General features: G+C 41.5%; 17 protein-coding genes and 1 pseudogene. 4 read left to right on the forward strand and 14 right to left on the reverse strand.

The window, feature by feature from the left end; genetic code table 11:
- Positions 1–83: 83 nt before the first annotated feature.
- Positions 84–749, forward strand: a complete 666-nt coding sequence (locus DN748_RS13775; RefSeq protein WP_112372406.1) for a ClpP family protease — start codon at positions 84–86, stop codon at positions 747–749.
- Between the two features lie 101 nt (positions 750–850).
- Here the strand turns inward: DN748_RS13775 and DN748_RS13780 are convergent, their stop codons facing one another.
- From DN748_RS13780 to DN748_RS13800, 4 genes are all read right to left on the reverse strand, one after another.
- Positions 851–1,813, reverse strand: a complete 963-nt coding sequence (locus DN748_RS13780) for an SRPBCC domain-containing protein (protein ID WP_112372407.1) — start codon at positions 1,811–1,813, stop codon at positions 851–853.
- A 163-nt stretch (positions 1,814–1,976) separates the two neighbouring features.
- Positions 1,977–2,300, reverse strand: coding sequence for an ArsR/SmtB family transcription factor (locus DN748_RS13785; protein ID WP_112372408.1), 324 nt, complete (start codon positions 2,298–2,300; stop codon positions 1,977–1,979).
- 135 nt (positions 2,301–2,435) lie between these two features.
- Positions 2,436–2,786, reverse strand: a complete 351-nt coding sequence (locus tag DN748_RS13790) for a DUF4180 domain-containing protein (RefSeq protein WP_112372409.1) — start codon at positions 2,784–2,786, stop codon at positions 2,436–2,438.
- A gap of 487 nt (positions 2,787–3,273) precedes the next feature.
- Complete coding sequence (locus tag DN748_RS13800) at positions 3,274–3,708, reverse strand: DoxX family protein (protein WP_112372411.1); 435 nt, start codon at positions 3,706–3,708, stop codon at positions 3,274–3,276.
- Positions 3,709–4,244: 536 nt separating this feature from the next.
- Here DN748_RS13800 and DN748_RS13805 point away from each other — a divergent pair.
- A complete protein-coding gene (locus tag DN748_RS13805; protein WP_112372412.1) occupies positions 4,245–4,808 on the forward strand; it encodes a hypothetical protein in 564 nt (187 codons plus the stop codon).
- Positions 4,809–4,977: 169 nt separating this feature from the next.
- Here the strand turns inward: DN748_RS13805 and DN748_RS19345 are convergent.
- The 10 genes and pseudogenes from DN748_RS19345 to DN748_RS13865 all read right to left on the reverse strand — a co-directional run.
- Positions 4,978–5,217, reverse strand: a pseudogene (locus tag DN748_RS19345) (transposase); the annotation flags it as partial.
- A gap of 18 nt (positions 5,218–5,235) precedes the next feature.
- On the reverse strand, positions 5,236–5,394 hold the full coding sequence (locus DN748_RS19130) for a hypothetical protein (protein ID WP_161554568.1): 159 nt from the start codon (positions 5,392–5,394) through the stop codon (positions 5,236–5,238).
- Positions 5,395–5,941: 547 nt separating this feature from the next.
- Positions 5,942–6,439: a hypothetical protein gene (locus tag DN748_RS13825; protein WP_112372414.1), complete on the reverse strand. Its 498-nt coding sequence runs from the start codon at positions 6,437–6,439 to the stop codon at positions 5,942–5,944.
- A gap of 6 nt (positions 6,440–6,445) precedes the next feature.
- Positions 6,446–7,249, reverse strand: coding sequence for a helix-turn-helix domain-containing protein (locus DN748_RS13830; RefSeq protein ID WP_112372415.1), 804 nt, complete (start codon positions 7,247–7,249; stop codon positions 6,446–6,448).
- A gap of 19 nt (positions 7,250–7,268) precedes the next feature.
- Positions 7,269–7,685: a GlcG/HbpS family heme-binding protein gene (locus DN748_RS13835; RefSeq protein WP_236636870.1), complete on the reverse strand. Its 417-nt coding sequence runs from the start codon at positions 7,683–7,685 to the stop codon at positions 7,269–7,271.
- Positions 7,686–7,736: 51 nt separating this feature from the next.
- Entirely contained in the window at positions 7,737–8,528 is a 792-nt protein-coding gene (locus DN748_RS13840; RefSeq protein WP_072319101.1) for an SDR family oxidoreductase, read from the reverse strand.
- Between the two features lie 214 nt (positions 8,529–8,742).
- Positions 8,743–9,177, reverse strand: coding sequence for a DoxX family protein (locus tag DN748_RS13845; protein ID WP_112372416.1), 435 nt, complete (start codon positions 9,175–9,177; stop codon positions 8,743–8,745).
- On the reverse strand, positions 9,167–10,186 hold the full coding sequence (locus DN748_RS13850; RefSeq protein WP_112372417.1) for a S41 family peptidase: 1,020 nt from the start codon (positions 10,184–10,186) through the stop codon (positions 9,167–9,169). Before DN748_RS13850 ends, DN748_RS13845 begins: the two co-directional genes overlap by 11 nt.
- A gap of 161 nt (positions 10,187–10,347) precedes the next feature.
- Complete coding sequence (locus DN748_RS13855) at positions 10,348–10,965, reverse strand: class I SAM-dependent methyltransferase (RefSeq protein ID WP_112372418.1); 618 nt, start codon at positions 10,963–10,965, stop codon at positions 10,348–10,350.
- A 648-nt stretch (positions 10,966–11,613) separates the two neighbouring features.
- Complete coding sequence (locus DN748_RS13865; protein WP_112372432.1) at positions 11,614–11,880, reverse strand: transcriptional regulator; 267 nt, start codon at positions 11,878–11,880, stop codon at positions 11,614–11,616.
- 493 nt (positions 11,881–12,373) lie between these two features.
- Between DN748_RS13865 and DN748_RS13870 the strand changes: the two genes are divergently transcribed.
- Both DN748_RS13870 and DN748_RS13875 read left to right on the forward strand, forming a co-directional pair.
- Positions 12,374–13,402, forward strand: coding sequence for a HEPN domain-containing protein (locus DN748_RS13870; RefSeq protein WP_112372420.1), 1,029 nt, complete (start codon positions 12,374–12,376; stop codon positions 13,400–13,402).
- 191 nt (positions 13,403–13,593) lie between these two features.
- Entirely contained in the window at positions 13,594–15,912 is a 2,319-nt protein-coding gene (locus DN748_RS13875; protein WP_112372421.1) for a leucine-rich repeat domain-containing protein, read from the forward strand.
- Positions 15,913–16,467 lie beyond the last annotated feature (555 nt).

Consider the following 16,467-nt stretch of genomic DNA (forward strand, 5'->3'; position numbering starts at 1 on the left):
CACCCAAAACATACTACATAAATACATTTCTTTTCAGGTAAAAGAAACAGCACCTCTTTTGACTCATTTTAAAATCCAATACCATGAAACACATAGAGCGGGAATTCGCAAAATACGCAAGGTCAGAACACGGGATAAGTTCAACCCGCACAGAAAAATACATCACCCAGTCCCTCACACCTTATATTGTGGAAGAAAGGTCGTTGAACGTTGCTCAAATGGATGTCTTCTCCCGTTTAATGATGGACAGGATCATTTTTCTGGGCCAGGCCGTAGACGACCAAACCGCCAACATCATACAAGCCCAATTGCTCTTCCTGCAATCTCTCGACACCAAAAAAGACATTTCGCTTTACATCAACTCCCCGGGGGGTTCGGTCTATGCCGGTTTCGGCATTTACGACACCATGCAGTACATAAGCCCCGACGTGGCCACCATTTGCACCGGGGTAGCAGCGTCCATGGCCGCAGTACTGCTGTGCGCAGGCGCCCGGGGCAAACGCTGTGTGCTGAAACATTCGAGAGTGATGATCCACCAGACGTCCAGCGGAACCCAGGGTACTGCCCGGGATATGGAAATCAGCGTACAACAGGTTTTAAAAATTCAAAACGAATTATTCCAGATCATAGCCGACCATTCGGGCAATACCATAGAAAAGATCAGGGAACTCTCAGACCGGGATCACTGGATGACCGCCCGGGAGGCCAAAACACTCGGATTGGTAGATGAAGTCTTATTGAAAACCTGAAAAATTTTTGGTGAAACATCCAGGAATGAAGTTGCCCGGAAACACCGCCCATAGGGTTTTTAGGGCTTCTGCGGTCTTTGCCACCTGAAGTGCGTTCATCCTCATTTCTTCTGAAAGTGAATCATCCAGTTAACACCATATTTGTCCTGAAAACTCCCGAAATAAGCCCCCCAGAACATATCCTGGATCGGCATTTCCACCACACCATCTTCCGATAGTTCGTCAAACAGCCGTTTTGCTTCTGCTCTCGATTCGGGTTCCAAATTAATGTGCATGTTGTTCCCCGCATTCACCGTCATCCCAAACTCTTTGGGGGCATCGGTCCCCATTAAGATATGGCCACCGAGAATGGGCAATTCTACGTGCAGGACCATCTTTTTCACCGATTCGGCCATAGGCGGGTGATTGTGGTCGGCAGGTACATCTTCAAACCGTTGTAAGCCGTTGATAAACTCCGACCTGAAAACCTTTTTATAAAAATGGAATGCTTCTTCCGTGTTACCGGGAAAGTTAAGGTAGCTCGACACCCGCGCCGTGTGATCTGTTTTATTTTGCTGGCGCAACCGGAACTGTGCCGCTATGTACTGATCGAGATTTTCAAGACCCGCCGTAAACCCTTCCTTAAAGCCCATTTCGATGATCGTTTCAAGATCTTCCAGGGTATCGAAGCTCAGCAGGATATTAACGACGGTCTCCCCGCCCTGCCCTGCAAAACTGTTTTCCCATTTATTTCGCGGAAGCGACGTATTCAGGTTACCGTTTTCATCGCAAAAGCCGTCAAATGACGAAAAGTATTCGTGCGGAATAACCTTGATGTAATCTACTTTGCACCAATGTTTTTCTCCTTCCGGGCTCACCATGGCATACAGCCAGTGCCCCCCTGCCTTAAAATCCATGGATTTGGTCTGTGCCATCCACGGTTTGGGTGCCCACCACTGGTCGAGGATCTCCGCTTCTGTCCACGCCGGCCACACCAGGTCGATCGGGGCGTTAAACGAACGCTCTACTTTGATTTGATGGTTTGCCTTATCCACCTCAAAATTAAATAAAATTGCCTTGTTCATTTTCTTTTTGATTTTGAACTCGTCTTGGGTTGTTTCATTTAGGCGAAAAGCCACTATTTTGCGCCCAGATGAAGGCTTTTTTGAGCCACATAGCCATAGCTATGGGGAGAGAAAAAGACAAAATATGGGTGCAAAAGAGGGTTTTGCAGCAAATTATAATAACTCAAGACGAGTTCTTTAGTTGTTCCAATACACGATCCAATTGGTCAAAGCGTTTAGCCAGCAGTTGTTTAAACTGTTCCAACCATTTTTCTATCTCCTGCATTTTATCCGCATTTAAATGGTAGTGAATCTCCCTGCCCTGCTGTTCCTGTCGTACTATTTCACATTCAGAGAGCACCTGCAGGTGTTTCGACACCGCCTGTCTGCTCGAGTTAAAATGCGCCGCAATGGCATTAGGCGTCAGCGCTCCCACTGCCAACAGCATGATAATACCCCGCCTTGTGGGATCGGCTATGGCCTGAAACACATCTCTTCTTGTTTTCATTGTTTAAAAATATGCTACCAATTAGTTGCAAATATATATGCAATTAATCAGTTGCGCAAATTTATTTTCATTTTTATACGCTATACCACGGCAAACGTGTACCTGAATGTTAAGGCATTATCCAGAGTAAGTCGCTCATCGTCTGAGGGCTTCCGCTATCGAGGCCCGAAAATTGATGTGCCTGCCCTTGTTGCTTTCCAGGATAAAAGCTTCCAGACTCCCGCTTTTATATTTCGAAAAATCGCCGATGATGACCAGCGGCAACCTGTATTGTGCAAACTTTTGGAGGATTTCTCCTGCGATTCCCGTTTTCAGGTCAAAAAAGTGCGGGGTTATATTTTTTTCGTGTATCACAACGCTGTCGAAGTCCCGATAATACAAATCCCCCAACAGGTCCAAACCGTCTTCTACGGTGTTTATAACCATTTTATCCGAAGTTATTTCGGCAATTTTTTTGTTGTGTATCGTATGGGCTTCTATTTTCATCTTTAGCTGTTTTAGTATTCGATGGGGTGTATTTATCGGTTTTTATTACCCCCTGCTATAGTATCAACACTATATCAATTTTTTGCTAACTTGTGCAACATGGATATTTCGGAGTGACCGGTTCTTCGTTAAATTTGGGGGAATTTTAAATAATTTCCGAAAGTGAATTTTACAGAAAAAACCCTAATTAAAAAGAGTTTATTCTTTTGTTCATGATTATTATTCGCTATATATAAGTTATTAATAATCAGATATATATCCTTTCGGGAACTTTTTAATCTTCCTTGTATCCTCTTTGAGCAAATGGCCATAACTATCAATCCCTCCACCATGATCAGAATAGTCCATAGCCAATCTTTGCCGGAGATAAAACCTATCCGGGTGTTAGGAGTAGACGACTGGGCTTTCCGCAAAGGCGTTTGTTATGGAACGGTACGCATAAATATGGAAACCTCCCGTCCTATCGATTTATTACCGGCCAGAGTCTTTATTCCGTTTTCGGTGCGCTAACGAGACCGTCCAGTTCCAGGTATTTCTCCTTCATCAGACTCAAGGCAAAGGCCCCGGCAGAAGCACTGAAAACCGAATAGTCGAACGCCCCTTTTATTCCGGTAGACAAGGTCATCGACAAGGCAAAGACAAGCAATAATATTCCGCTTAGCCTGGCAAAGAGTTCGGTCTTAAACCCGAGGATAAGACATACGGCAAAAACAATTTCTGCCCCGGTGGCTATGCCCCCTATGGCCGGGATCATCGATTCCGGAAACCAGGGGTTTAGTACCGCGGTATATTGCAAAAAGCTGTCCCAGTTTCCCCAAACAGAGACTTCCTGGCCCCACCACCCGAAGCGGTCTGCCACTGCCGACAGAAACCCGAAGGATATGGCCAGGCGCAAAAAGAGTTTAACAAGTTTTGTGTTCATTATATCGTGCGTTTTAGGGTTTGTTTTTTTTTAATGTACCATAAAGGTAATCATCCAGCTCGTTTTTAACGATATCAGCTCTAAAAATAATAGCTGCTTAAGGCAGCTATTGGAAGTATTTTCTAAAGTCGAAGATGTGTACAACCTCTATGCATATGGTCTCTCCAATATTTCCATAGTGCTTCTTGACTTTAATTTTTTAACCAGAGTGTATATAATAACGGATAGAATTATTACATATCCAATACAATTTTTTACAACTCCTAAGTTTCTACCTTCCCTTCTTACTATTCCAGTAGCTATGAATTAATCGTTTATACATAGAGATTCTGGAATAATTTAGAAATGATTTTATATCGGTCACGCCAAATACGATATACAAAATAAGGAACGATATATACAATGATGAATTGATGAATTTTCTCTAAACCTAAGTAAATACTGTTACTTTTTGCAATTAAGATGTTTTTTAAAAAAAAATGGTTAATTGTATATATTTGCGTGTTGTAAAACATTTTGACAAAAATTTGAACTGAATGAGAAAAATCTTCTTGACCTTAATCTTTTGCGGACTGGCTTTTATAGCCAAAGCTCAAAACGCAAGTGTAGAAAAATCGACTTATGGAATACAAACTGGTTTTCTTGGAATTTGGGTTCACAACGAATCAAAATTATCAAATTCAATAGCATTGCGGACTGAAATTGGATTTGACAGTGGAATTTGGGGCGGTGATTTTTACGATAAAACAGGCTTTTTGATGACGCCTGTAATTACCGCAGAACCGAGATGGTATTACAACCTGAACAAAAGGGAAAGCAAATCAAGAAGAATCGATGGAAATAGCGGAAATTTTGTATCGCTGAAAACAAGTTATCATCCTGATTGGTTTGTGATTTCAAACACTGAGAATGTAAGTGTAATAAGTGATATTTCAATAATTCCAACTTGGGGAATACGAAGAAACATCGGAAAACACTTTAATTACGAAGCAGGAATCGGAATTGGTTATAGATATATTTTTGCCAAACAAGCTGGATTTCGTGAAAACGAAAGTGAAGCAGCGGCAAATTTACAATTGAGAATTGGATACAGATTTTAAACAGAATAAAAAACGTTGTACAACAATGGTAACCGTTGCACAAACCCATAAATCGGGTCTGTAAATTAAACTCTGTCTGATTGTTCTCCCCTTCGGGGGGTACCCCCGAAGGGGAGGCCGCTAAATCCAAGGGAATCCGGTTCCCAAATTTAATGTATAATTGCTGGATGGTCAAACTCCAATTTTGCAAGGGGCTGGTCCACTTCTTCTCGATATTTTTGGTGGCCAGGTACACCAGCTTCAGCAGGGCCATATCGTTGGTAAAGGCCCCTTTGGTTTTAGTGACCTTGCGTACCTGTCTATGGAAGCCCTCTACGGCATTGGTGGTATAAATGATCTTGCGAATCGGTTCGGTGTACTCAAAATACTGTGAGAGTTCTTCCCAGTTACGCTGCCAGCTCTCGATCACTGATGCAATACAGGGGCTCTAAAGGGTCTTTTTACCCTTACCGTTGCGCTTATTGCCTTTGGTGCGCTCCTGATCATCAAGATGGGCATCCATCGCGGCTTCCAGGGCCTTCTCGATCACGTTCTTTAACATCGGGGCTAAGGCGCCGCCTTCCCCGAAGAGGTTCTTCCCCGACATAAACTGTTCAAGGATCTTTTTCTCTAAATCTGATTGTGCTTCGTTGCTCATAATTACTATCTGAATAAAATTAATAATTTAAATCTATGCAGACAGAGTTCAGTTTACACCCTCCCTTTTGAAATACAGTTAGTTTTTTCATGTTCTTTTCATATTAGTTTTTGGTCTTGAATTTAACGGTCAACCGGTTACCACTTAACCCGGCAGCAATGACACCACCCCCATATAAGTTAGCAGTCCATAACAGCATGTTACTATGGGTGTCTGTATAGACCTAATCCTAATAAGAGATAAAAAGTAATATCAACATAAAAAAGAAGTGAAACAACTATATTATCACATAATTATCAATTAATCACAACTCAAACTTTATCCCCTTGCAGGAGACTATCCAGTTCCCCATATTTCTCCTTCATCAGGCTCAAGGCAAAGGCTCCGGCAGATGCACTGAAAACCGAATAGTCGAACGCCCCTTTTATTCCGGTAGACAAGGTCATCGACAAGGCAAAAACAAGCAGTAATATTCCGCTTTCCAGCTATAGCTATTTTAAATCGTCAATTTATTCAGTTCTTCCATGTATAAGTTCAACCGTCGATTAAAAAACAAATCGATAACTAAGAAACCTAAAAACAGTACAGCAAAACCAAGTGATAATCCTTTGTAAAAGTCCTTCACAACCACTAAATACAGTACGATAAAAACAATCGCACACCCTCCCCAAACGTATTTCAGGGTGGTATAACTTTGATCATCTGCTTTTGCTTTTTGCAATTCAGCATCTAATGTTTGCTGAGGATGAGAACGAAATTCTATTTCCGTTTGCGTGAGGTATTTTGTCCTGGAATATAAGATATATCCGCCATAAATGATGTTAATTGCTATTAATAAACAAACGGGAATTGCCATTCCTTTTTGGAAAGACACATTACCTTGAAAAAGGGAAAAAGCCATCGGAAACAGAATGATAACAGCTATTCCAATCATCCATTTTCCTTGTAGAATTTCGCCTTGTGTAAAATGATGTAGTTGTTGCAATACGTCCATCGATTATTAAATTTCAGTGGTCGTTATTCCGAATTTTTGTTTGAATGCGTAATAAAAATGCGAAAGGTTTTCAAAGCCCAAATCCAAATAAAAATCTGCCGGTTTTTCCTTTTTTTGTTTGATAAGATACATAGCTTCGTCCAAACGTCTTTCTTTCAACCACTTTTTTGGAGTGGTGTGAAATACTTTTGCAAAATCCCGTTTAAATCCGGAAACGCTTCTTCCTGTGAGTCTTGCGAATGCTTCCACCGAAACGTTGAACATATAATTTTGGTTCATAAATTCTTCCAGATCTATTTTGTAAGGCTCGGCAAAATCGAATAAAATGTTCTTTAAACCAGGGTTGCTCTGAAGTATGAGTTCAAGCGCTTCCCTGATTTTTAAGTTTGCCAATTTGGGTGTTGCTTCTTTGGTTTTGTTAATGTAGGGGCTGAGTGAAAGAAAATAAGCGTAAAGAAAATCATCCGTTTCAAAAAATAACTTATGCTTCGATTCGGTTTTATTTTCCAATACAATCCTGTTTTCCATTGCATATTGACGAAGTGTTTCATTGTCCAACGTAATGGATAGAAACTGATATTTTCCATCTTTATTGGGATATTTTATGGTGCGAATCAATTGATTTCTTTTGACCAATACAATTGAATTTTCTTTAATTACCGTATTCCCACCTGCAGAGAATGCGTGGGTTTCTCCGGATAATTGAAAACCCAGAAAATGCTCAGGAATAAATTCTTCATATCCTCTGTATTTTTCAAATGCACAGGAATACACCAACTTGTCGAATATAATTTCAGTGGTCCCTTTCATCTTACAAAGGTCTTAAAAATTACACTAACGCGGTTGCCCCGGCAGCAGCAATTTCCTGGTCTTGTTCGGGTGTTCCTCCCGAAGAGCCGATGGCCCCAATGATGTTTTCTTCTTTATTTTTAATTAAAACACCTCCGCCAACAGTAAAAAGTCCGTCGTTCGAATTGATCATTCCATAACCATGTACACCTGCACCTTCAACAATCTTTCCCATACTATCGTTGTCCACACCGAACATTATGGCTGTTTTTGCCTTTTTTATGGCAAAATCTATCACTCCGTACACACTGTCCAAGCGTGCCAATGCCATTAAATGTCCTCCCGTATCCACAACGGCAATGGTTACAGGAATGTTGAGTTCGTTTGCTTTTTCTATGGAAGCATTCAATGCTTTTGATGCTTCATTATAATGGATGTTCATATTTTTTTGTTTCATGTTAAAAAAGGAAAGCACAGCATTGCCATCTGTGCTTTAGTAATGCTATGTTTAGCTTTTGGCTGTCCAGGCATCAGCTTGTATTTGTTTTACGAAATCTTCTGTTTCTTTAGGATGCACATTTCTGAAATTAGAATTATCATCTAAAGCGACATCGACAATCGTATCTGCCATAGATTGAGGATCTAACTGATTTTTCAACGATTCTCCAACGCCATCAAAAACCGATGGTGGTGTAAAGTTTTTTTCCGGGTTGTACCAACGGAAAATTGAATCCACACCACGATCGTTGAAACCAGTTCCAAAAACACCCGGATTACAAGTGGCAATTTTAATATTAAATGGTGCCAATTCTGTTTTCAACCCTTCTGCAATGGCCTCCATAGCGTGTTTGGATGAACAATAAGCCGCAACATACGGCACCGTCCAAAGCCCTCCCATGGAAGTAGTAAAGACAATTTTTGCCGCTTTTTTCTGTTTCACCCATTTTTTTATAAATCCTTGCGAAAGTTGTAAACCTCCAAAAACATTCACGTCAAACATATACCGGATTAAATCCAACGGTTGTTCTGCGATAGGCCCACCTTCCATAATTCCCGCATTGCTAATCAGAATGTCGATGTCGTATTTATTCACGATGTAATCGATGTCACGTGTATCAGTTACGTCCAATTTATCCGCAATCAATTCGATTCCAGATTCTTCTGCTTCGCGAATCAAATCGCTCATTTGCGGGTAAACTTCTGCGGTTGCTATTACCTTGTGTCCTTTATTGGCAAAATCAAATGCCGCGATTTTTCCAAAACCACTTGCCGCTCCTGTAATTAAAATTGTTTTGCTCATTTTGAAAGTATTTGAATTTTTAACAAAACAAAGTTGAGCCAATTACAATTATTATTTATTGGTCAGAAGTTCAAATTTTTATTGGCAGGAAGTTCAGAAACCGTCTGAAATTTGTTTTTGGAATATTTTATAGTGTATTCCTACCGGCAGGTTTTTGCCAGACGGGGTATTTGGAGGCACATAGTCATCGCTACGTGGGTGTAATCTCCTGTTCTTATTCCGTTTCCGGTGCGCGGACAAAGCTGTCCAGTTCCCCATATTTCTCCTTCATCAGGCTCAAGGCAAAGGCCCCGGCAGATGCACTGAAAACCGAATAGTCGAACGCCCCTTTTATTCCGGTAGACAAGGTCATCGACAAGGCAAAGACAAGCAGTAATATTCCGCTTAGCCTGGCAAAGAGTTCGGTCTTAAACCCGAGGATAAGGCATACTGCAAAAACAATCTCTGCCCCGGTGGCTATGCCCCCTATGGCCGGGATCATCGATTCCGGAAACCAGGGGTTTAGTACCGCGGTATATTGCAAAAAGCTGTCCCAGTTTCCCCATACCGAGATTTCCTTGCCCCACCACCCGAAGCGGTCTGCCACTGCCGACAGAAACCCGAAGGATATGGCCAGGCGCAAAAAGAGTTTAATGAGTTTAGTGTTCATATGTAGTGCATTTTAGGGTTTGTTTTTTCTTCAATTTTTCCAATGCCATTTCATAAGCAGTGTCCAATGCCTTGTCCGGCTCTGTTTTTATATCGGGTTCAACTCCTTTTCCTTCCCAATTCGTTTTCGTCATCGGATTGATGGCTCTTCCCGTTGGCACCCAAACTATAAAATTTCCCTTGGCAATAAATTCTTCCCCAAAATTTGCAGCTCCGGCCGATTGCTCTCCGATGATAGTACCTCTTTTTAAATGCTTTACATCATAAGCAAACTCTTCTCCAGCAGATATGGTTTTGTTGCTTATGAGAACATAAACCGGAATGTTGGGCATTCTTTTACCTGGTACAAATGGAAGCGTCCAGGATTGCGTAGTTTTATCATCCTTTCTGTGATAAAAACTATTAAGATGTACCGGATCTTCGGAAAATAAGTAGCTTAACAGAAGCTGAATCATGGTGTCATCACCGCCAAAGTTTGTTCTTAAGTCAAATATCAGGGCATCCGAATTGGAGACAAATTGCATTGCCGAAGATGCTGTTTTTCCGCCATATAGCGTTGGTGCAAAACCTGTAAGTTTAACATATCCAACATTTCCTTTCATTATTTTCACTTCCTCAAATCCATAATTGAATTTTCGGACTCGCTCATTGACCCGGTCAAATTTTTCTTTGGTATTTTCTTCTGTTTTGGGTTTTCTTAATCGAGAAGCCATTTCTTCGTCGTACGAAACTCCAATGTGTTTGTCTTTACTAACCAGGAATAGATGATGTTTCAGAGAGTCTGTAAAAACTACGTTGTCCACAATGTCGTCATATTCTCCACGTTTATACCTTTTCAGCAAATCTTTTGCCATTAAATCTGCAACATCAGGGAATACATATTTATCCTTGAATTGGAAGATGATAGCATCTATGATTTCTTTTTTGACGGCATTATTGAAATTCGGGTTTTGAGCATATCCCTGTATTGATATTCCTAATACAAAAATGATAAGAATTCTTATTTTCATCTTAACCAAATTATCTGTTCGTCAATGTGACGCACAATACCCAAATATACGCAATATATTCAAAGTTGTGATTTTCAAATCACCCCATCAAAAAACTCGTTATCAATTATTTATATCATTATTTTTTGTGGTATAATAAGTTGTTAGCCGCTGGCTTTTTTTTAGTTTAATTGTCTTTTAAAACTGCAAAACAAAAAATTCTGTGTTGTGTCAAAAGGTGTTAAATGGTCTTCTGTAACACACTTTATCTTGTCAAAACCATTTTTTAATTCCGATGTTAATTCCTCTTCATTGTATTGTTTTATTTCAAGTCCGCTACATTTTTTTGGCCCATATTGTGAAAAGGTTCCGATTGTCATAAATCCGTTAACAGATTTTCTTGCGGTTTTCATATATATTTTTATTTGGTCAGTCGTAGTTAGAAAATGAAATGTTGCTCTGTCGTGCCAAACATCATAAGTCATATTTGGTTCAAATTCAGTAATATCGCTTACAATCCAATTTACCTTGTTTGCTTTTTCTCCAAGTCGGTTTTTTGCTTTTTCAAGTGATTTTGAAGAAATGTCAAGAACACTAACGTTTTCAAATCCTTCATCAAGTAGATAGTCCACAAGTTTGCTATCGCCACCGCCAATATCTATGATTTTAGCGGTTTTCTCAAGTCCGAATGAATGTATAAATTCAAGAGAGGTTTTAGGTATTTCTTGTGTCCAACTTACCTGGTCTGGATTTTTAGTTTCATAAACTGTTTCCCAATGTTTTTTTCTGTCCAATTTCATTGTTGGGTTTGTTTTTTTCAGCTTGCAGCGTAGCGTAGAGCCTACTACCCGAATTAATATTTAATTGCTAAGTTATTAAATTTCGGATAGCAGTACCCCCTCCGTACATGAAGTTTTCCCTCACACGGCTTACCGATAGTATTCTTCGTTGAGCTTTCGCAAGGGTTTTCAGGCTGGCATATTTTTCTATATCTAACAGGTTTTTATATGTTACAAAATTCCTGTATGGCTGTTGGCGTAGCAGCACGTCAACACACTCCGCAATTCTACAGTTACACATCTCGAAGCTACTATGGGTTCACGCCTGAGCATTACGGCTTGATGATTTGAAACAACGAAGCTTCAGTTCATTACCTCACGGTAATTCCTGTTCGTTTTTATCCCGGGTGAACAGTCAATTGCCCGGATAGGATTTTCACCTACTGGAATAGTGCAGCAGCTGGGGCGCACTAACGGTCTCGTGTATGTATAGTGCGAGATTTGAAAGCAATAGTTTCAAATCGGCACAAACCTTAGCGATCCGTTTTTATATTTGTTATTTTCTATTCATAAATATCTAAACTGCCTGCCTGCGGTAAGCAGGCGAGCGGAAAAATATGCCGAAACTTTGGTGTATCACTTTAACTAATTGCCAATAAAAAAGAGGCCTTAACGCCTCCCTTTAGAAAACTCCTCTATGCTTTTGAAAAACTCTTGTAAGGAAATTCCCCTTTTATTACATATTTTGTGTAATGTCTTGACGGTCATGTTATATTCTACATTCGAAGTTCCTAATGCTACATTTTTAATTCTCCTAACTGTGGCTTCTTCAATATCATGGGTAGACGCAAAATCTCTTTGAGATTTAGCTTTAGAAATCCAAGTGTAATAAATATAACGGGACACTAATTTGCCTATATCTGTTTTATCATCCATAATAAACAAAGTAATCGAAAGACAAAAAAAATAATGCGTATAATAATACGCATTTAAATATTTATACCTATATTTGAATTGAAATAAATATTTTTGCAATTCTTCAAATAGAAAAATATTAGAAGCTATTGCTTAGAATCTCAACTTGAAAACTGGCACTTTTCACAACCACGAGAGGATAAGTAATTTAGCTCACGACCCGGGCGTGGGCTCTCTTATCGTGGTAAGGTATGCCAGTACCTCAAGTTGATAAGTTGAGTTCCACGCCCATTTATTTTACTGCAACTCTTCTTCTCTAAAGCGACGCTATCTACACCATTATTCTTTTGGGAAATTCGCATAGAACCTTTAGCAAGGCGCATGCCTTGCTATTTTGGGGTAGTATGGAAAGAAACAGGGACGCCTTTTTCCTTCCTCTTTATGTCACTACCCCGCCCCTATACTACCTCTGCCCGATTATAAAGCGAATAATAACACACTAAAACACAAACGTATGAATACTCAAATAGCTGATATCACCGACAAGGTAGCCGCATTGCTGGACGTGTCTTATATCTATGCCTTTTCCATAGCAGAACAAACCGGGGTACTGGTACTGACCACAGCCTCGGAGCGGCCTAATAAAAACCTGCCGTCGGTGTCTGGTATTTTTAAGCAGTACCCCGGGTACCGCTACAGGGTATACACCGAAAGTTATGCAAAAACACAACTGGAACAGGGCAACCTCTTTTTCCTGCACGCCTGTATGCCCGGGCACCTGCAATACTGCGGCCCGGATACCCATACCCCGGAGCTGCTATCCGCAACACAACTGCACCCCCTCCTGAGCAAGGCCAGAACCTGTTTTGAGTGCGACTACGACAAGGCGGTAAGCTTTAGCCAAGGGGCACAGTTTTACCTGGATACAGGCCATATACCGCAAACCGCCTTTATGCTGCACCAGGCCTTTGAACTCGCCTACCGGGCCGCAGAGCGCTTGGCCATGGGCAGGGAAAAGGTATGCCACGGCATTGGCAAGCACCAGAAATATATCTTTCCCTTTATTCCGGAACTCGGCCGGGTGTTTTCTGCTAAAAAGGAGCTGGATGTCTCCCTGCTGCACCTGCTCGATATGGCGTACCGCGAGGTACGCTACCGGGCATACGATGTTCCGCCGGAGCACATCACCGTATTACAGGCCAAACTGGAACAGGTATTGGCTATTGTAGACAACGAATTCCATACCTGCTATTACTCCTGTAAAAAGGAGATTGAGGATATAACGGAACAGGAAGGGAAAGAGAGCAAACCACTACCCAATATGGCAGAACGATTAAAAGATTTGTTGGATACAAGCCCCCTGCCGCATTTAGAGTCCAGGCTATCAAGATATAAAACAGACACCCGGAACTGTACTGAAGCAGACTTGCGCCATGCCTTAAATGGTATGATAGGGGTATATTTTGAAGAAGTGCAGGGAGCCATGCAGTTTCTCGATTCGCTGCTGGCATTATATGGAAAAATGAAGGGTGCCTTAGCGTAAAGCGTGATGACAGGCCTTCTGCCGGAACTAAAGATACGGTGAAAAGCACCGGACAATCCCGAAGGTTATGGAATAGGCGTCGGTGGCAATTAGGCGCCTTAAAGACAGTACTCAAAATACCCTCAAGGGGGTATTTTCTGACCTTGTGTATTTCCATAATTTTGAACCTGTCACCTTTATATAACCAAGCTATGAAACAAAAATACTTTTTAAAATGTTGCCTTTTATCACTGCTCATCGTTTTTGCAACACTGTTTGCCAATTGTTCCGGAGATGATGACACCACCGGAAAAAAGGAAGAAGAAATTACAACGCCCTCTGAGGTATTCCAAAATCAGGTGGTAACTATCGAACTGACAGATACTGTTCCGGAAGATGAATATACCGGAACGTTTAACGGTACCGTCATAAATCTCATCAGATCAGGAGAAAGATCGGTGATGTTCCAGGTGCCTTTTACGGCATCGGGTGATGCTGAGCTCACAGTTAAAGACCTTTCTATCAGTATTTTTTACACCGTAAAAGAAACCGCGTTGCCGGGTACACCAGAAGAAACCCTGGCTCCTCTCTTTGCAGATATAGCCACGTTTTCACAACAAATAGAAGCAGAAGCCACCGAAGAAGCTGCACTGGTTACTGATGTTATCGACGCATTTAACGCGTATTACGAGACTTTAAGCGATGAAGAAAAACACCAGCTGGCTGTATATTACAGGGCTAATGACGAACTCTTTAACAGTATTATCAATCCGGAAGCAGACAACACTTCCGGAACTGATGCCCAACGTCTCACGTTTAACATAGACACGCAATTGCTCAAACATAAAATCGCTGCCCTCGCCCTGGGCGGAGGGGCCGCTGTGGTATGGCTGGCGCCAGACCCGGTAGAAAAAGCCGCTGGTGCACTTCTCGCTTATATTGCATGGAAAAAATGTAAAAACTACCTCAATGAGATTATGGTATCCAAACTCCGGAAGATTAATGTAGCCTTCGGAGACATGCTCTCTGAATTGAGCAACAGGCCGGAATCTGGCCTCGTCTTTATAAACGGACAGGCTCAGTCTTTTGTTTTCAGCATGCAGCAACGCAACATCGAAGCAGATGATACGAACTCTGATAATGAGGGGCTGGGAACCTTCTTTACCTCTCACCTGGTATTTTCTGAGGCTGTAGATAAGGTGAATGGTGTTATTGAATTTGTAAATGACAACCTGTTTTTCTCCAATATAGACCTGATACCGGTCTACACCATGCCCGATAGTCAGCCTGCTGAAATTATCCCGGTAGATGAAACTATATTTGATGCCCTGCAATTCGCTTCCGGAAACGAAAATGTAGCATTAACCACTGGTTTTGAAGACGGAAACATCCATATCACACTAAGTATCAATGATACTGAAAATATGACGGAAGATTATATAGCGACCTCCATAAACTACACCTACGAGGATGCATTGAACTCACTGAATGGAAGTTTTCCCGTAACCGTTTCTTTAAGCCAACCCTCCATTTTTACAGATGCACTGGCAGTACAAGCTCTTTTGGCCGCAAATAATCTCGATGTGAGCGACCCCCGGTGGACTTCTGATAACGAAAGTGAAGTGACAGCCATATTGGTTGAAAATGGTGCCTCGATTACAGAAGGCCGGGTTACCGCTCTTGTTATACGGCAAAAAGCACTAACCGAATTACCGGCAGACATTGCAGGCTTAACAGAACTTAAAAATCTGAACCTGGGGTATAATGCGCTAACTACACTACCCCCGGAAATCGGGAACATGCACAACCTTACAACGCTGTCTCTTTATGATAATAACCTCACCAGCATTCCTTCCGAAATAGGGAACCTTATCACCCTGAAAAAGTTGGAATTAGACGGCAATAACTTATCTGCGCTTCCTGAAACATTATGGGGGCTCACCAATCTTACATGGTTGAGCACCGGTGGTAATAACCTGGCCCAAATGCCTGCCGGAATAGGAAACCTTACCCAATTGACCTCCTTAGGATGGAGCACTAACGGCCTGGCAGCCATACCACCGGAAATTAAAAATTTATCGAGCCTCAATGCATTATCTCTGGAACGAAATAAACTAACCACTTTGCCTGCTGAAATAGGAAGCCTTACCAACCTGACCGTATTGGGCGTAGAAGAGAACACCCTGACCAGTTTACCTCCCGAAATGGGTAACATGACAAGCCTTGTAGGAAACTATGCCGGGGTGTTCAATTTAAGTAACAATCGTCTTACCACCATTCCGGCAGAGATTGTTAATCTTACTAATATAACCCAAATACGATTAGGAAATAATTTACTGACGGAGATACCGGCCGAAATTTCGACCATGAATCTGAATGTATTAGATGTAGAAGATAACGAGACCCTGTTATGCCTCCCTGCAGCGGTATGGAATTCTTCCACCATCCAGCGCATTGAACATGATGATGATGTTTGGGCAGATAGAGGAAAAGGCATTAGTAAATACGGAGACATCGATTGCAGTAAATAAACCACTATAGACTTGAAATCCATAGGTTTGTGGTAGACTAAAAGTCTGTTTGGCCACGAATTCACCAATATTTTTATAGGTACAAACCCATATTCATTCGTGTATTCGTGGCCTAAATAACTTTTTAGAACCTGAAAGGAAGATGCACTCATGTGCATAGTTTTAAACTTTTTTGAGATCAATAATTGTTCAAGAGCATCCGCTATTACATCACGATAATGAGCTGCCATTTGATTATGTTGAAAATCATTAACCCCGTAACGAGTATAGTAATCAAAAATTCCCGGATAATCTCCATTGGAAAACATATTATTGAGATCCGGATATCCTCGCAGACCTCATAACACTCATAGCCCCCCGACATCGCGGCGAGCTGCTATTTTGATGGGAACTCGCTTTTGTGCGCTTGAGGCCGGCCCCTGTATTTCCGTACCGGGCGGGCATTCTCTACGCGAATGATGGCTTTGCGCTCTCCTTCGGCCGTCAGGTATTCCAGGTAGCCCGTAAAGTCCTTGTCCAATTGATGCAGGTAATTATGGCTGGCATCAAAATTAT

The sequence above is a fragment of the Sinomicrobium soli genome (assembly GCF_003285545.1).
Classification (GTDB): Bacteria; Bacteroidota; Bacteroidia; order Flavobacteriales; family Flavobacteriaceae; genus Sinomicrobium.

Excerpts from the sequence above, each read along its gene's own strand:
- DN748_RS13775 (WP_112372406.1), top strand. The coding sequence starts at position 84 with ATGAAACACATAGAGCGGGAATTCGCAAAATACGCAAGGTCAGAACAC.
- DN748_RS13780 (WP_112372407.1), bottom strand. The coding sequence starts at position 1,813 with ATGAACAAGGCAATTTTATTTAATTTTGAGGTGGATAAGGCAAACCAT.
- DN748_RS13785 (WP_112372408.1), bottom strand. The coding sequence starts at position 2,300 with ATGAAAACAAGAAGAGATGTGTTTCAGGCCATAGCCGATCCCACAAGG.
- DN748_RS13790 (WP_112372409.1), bottom strand. The coding sequence starts at position 2,786 with ATGAAAATAGAAGCCCATACGATACACAACAAAAAAATTGCCGAAATA.
- DN748_RS13800 (WP_112372411.1), bottom strand. The coding sequence starts at position 3,708 with ATGAACACAAAACTTGTTAAACTCTTTTTGCGCCTGGCCATATCCTTC.
- DN748_RS13805 (WP_112372412.1), top strand. The coding sequence starts at position 4,245 with ATGAGAAAAATCTTCTTGACCTTAATCTTTTGCGGACTGGCTTTTATA.
- DN748_RS19130 (WP_161554568.1), bottom strand. The coding sequence starts at position 5,394 with ATGTCGGGGAAGAACCTCTTCGGGGAAGGCGGCGCCTTAGCCCCGATG.
- DN748_RS13825 (WP_112372414.1), bottom strand. The coding sequence starts at position 6,439 with ATGGACGTATTGCAACAACTACATCATTTTACACAAGGCGAAATTCTA.
- DN748_RS13830 (WP_112372415.1), bottom strand. The coding sequence starts at position 7,249 with ATGAAAGGGACCACTGAAATTATATTCGACAAGTTGGTGTATTCCTGT.
- DN748_RS13835 (WP_236636870.1), bottom strand. The coding sequence starts at position 7,685 with ATGAAACAAAAAAATATGAACATCCATTATAATGAAGCATCAAAAGCA.
- DN748_RS13840 (WP_072319101.1), bottom strand. The coding sequence starts at position 8,528 with ATGAGCAAAACAATTTTAATTACAGGAGCGGCAAGTGGTTTTGGAAAA.
- DN748_RS13845 (WP_112372416.1), bottom strand. The coding sequence starts at position 9,177 with ATGAACACTAAACTCATTAAACTCTTTTTGCGCCTGGCCATATCCTTC.
- DN748_RS13850 (WP_112372417.1), bottom strand. The coding sequence starts at position 10,186 with ATGAAAATAAGAATTCTTATCATTTTTGTATTAGGAATATCAATACAG.
- DN748_RS13855 (WP_112372418.1), bottom strand. The coding sequence starts at position 10,965 with ATGAAATTGGACAGAAAAAAACATTGGGAAACAGTTTATGAAACTAAA.
- DN748_RS13865 (WP_112372432.1), bottom strand. The coding sequence starts at position 11,880 with ATGGATGATAAAACAGATATAGGCAAATTAGTGTCCCGTTATATTTAT.
- DN748_RS13870 (WP_112372420.1), top strand. The coding sequence starts at position 12,374 with ATGAATACTCAAATAGCTGATATCACCGACAAGGTAGCCGCATTGCTG.
- DN748_RS13875 (WP_112372421.1), top strand. The coding sequence starts at position 13,594 with ATGAAACAAAAATACTTTTTAAAATGTTGCCTTTTATCACTGCTCATC.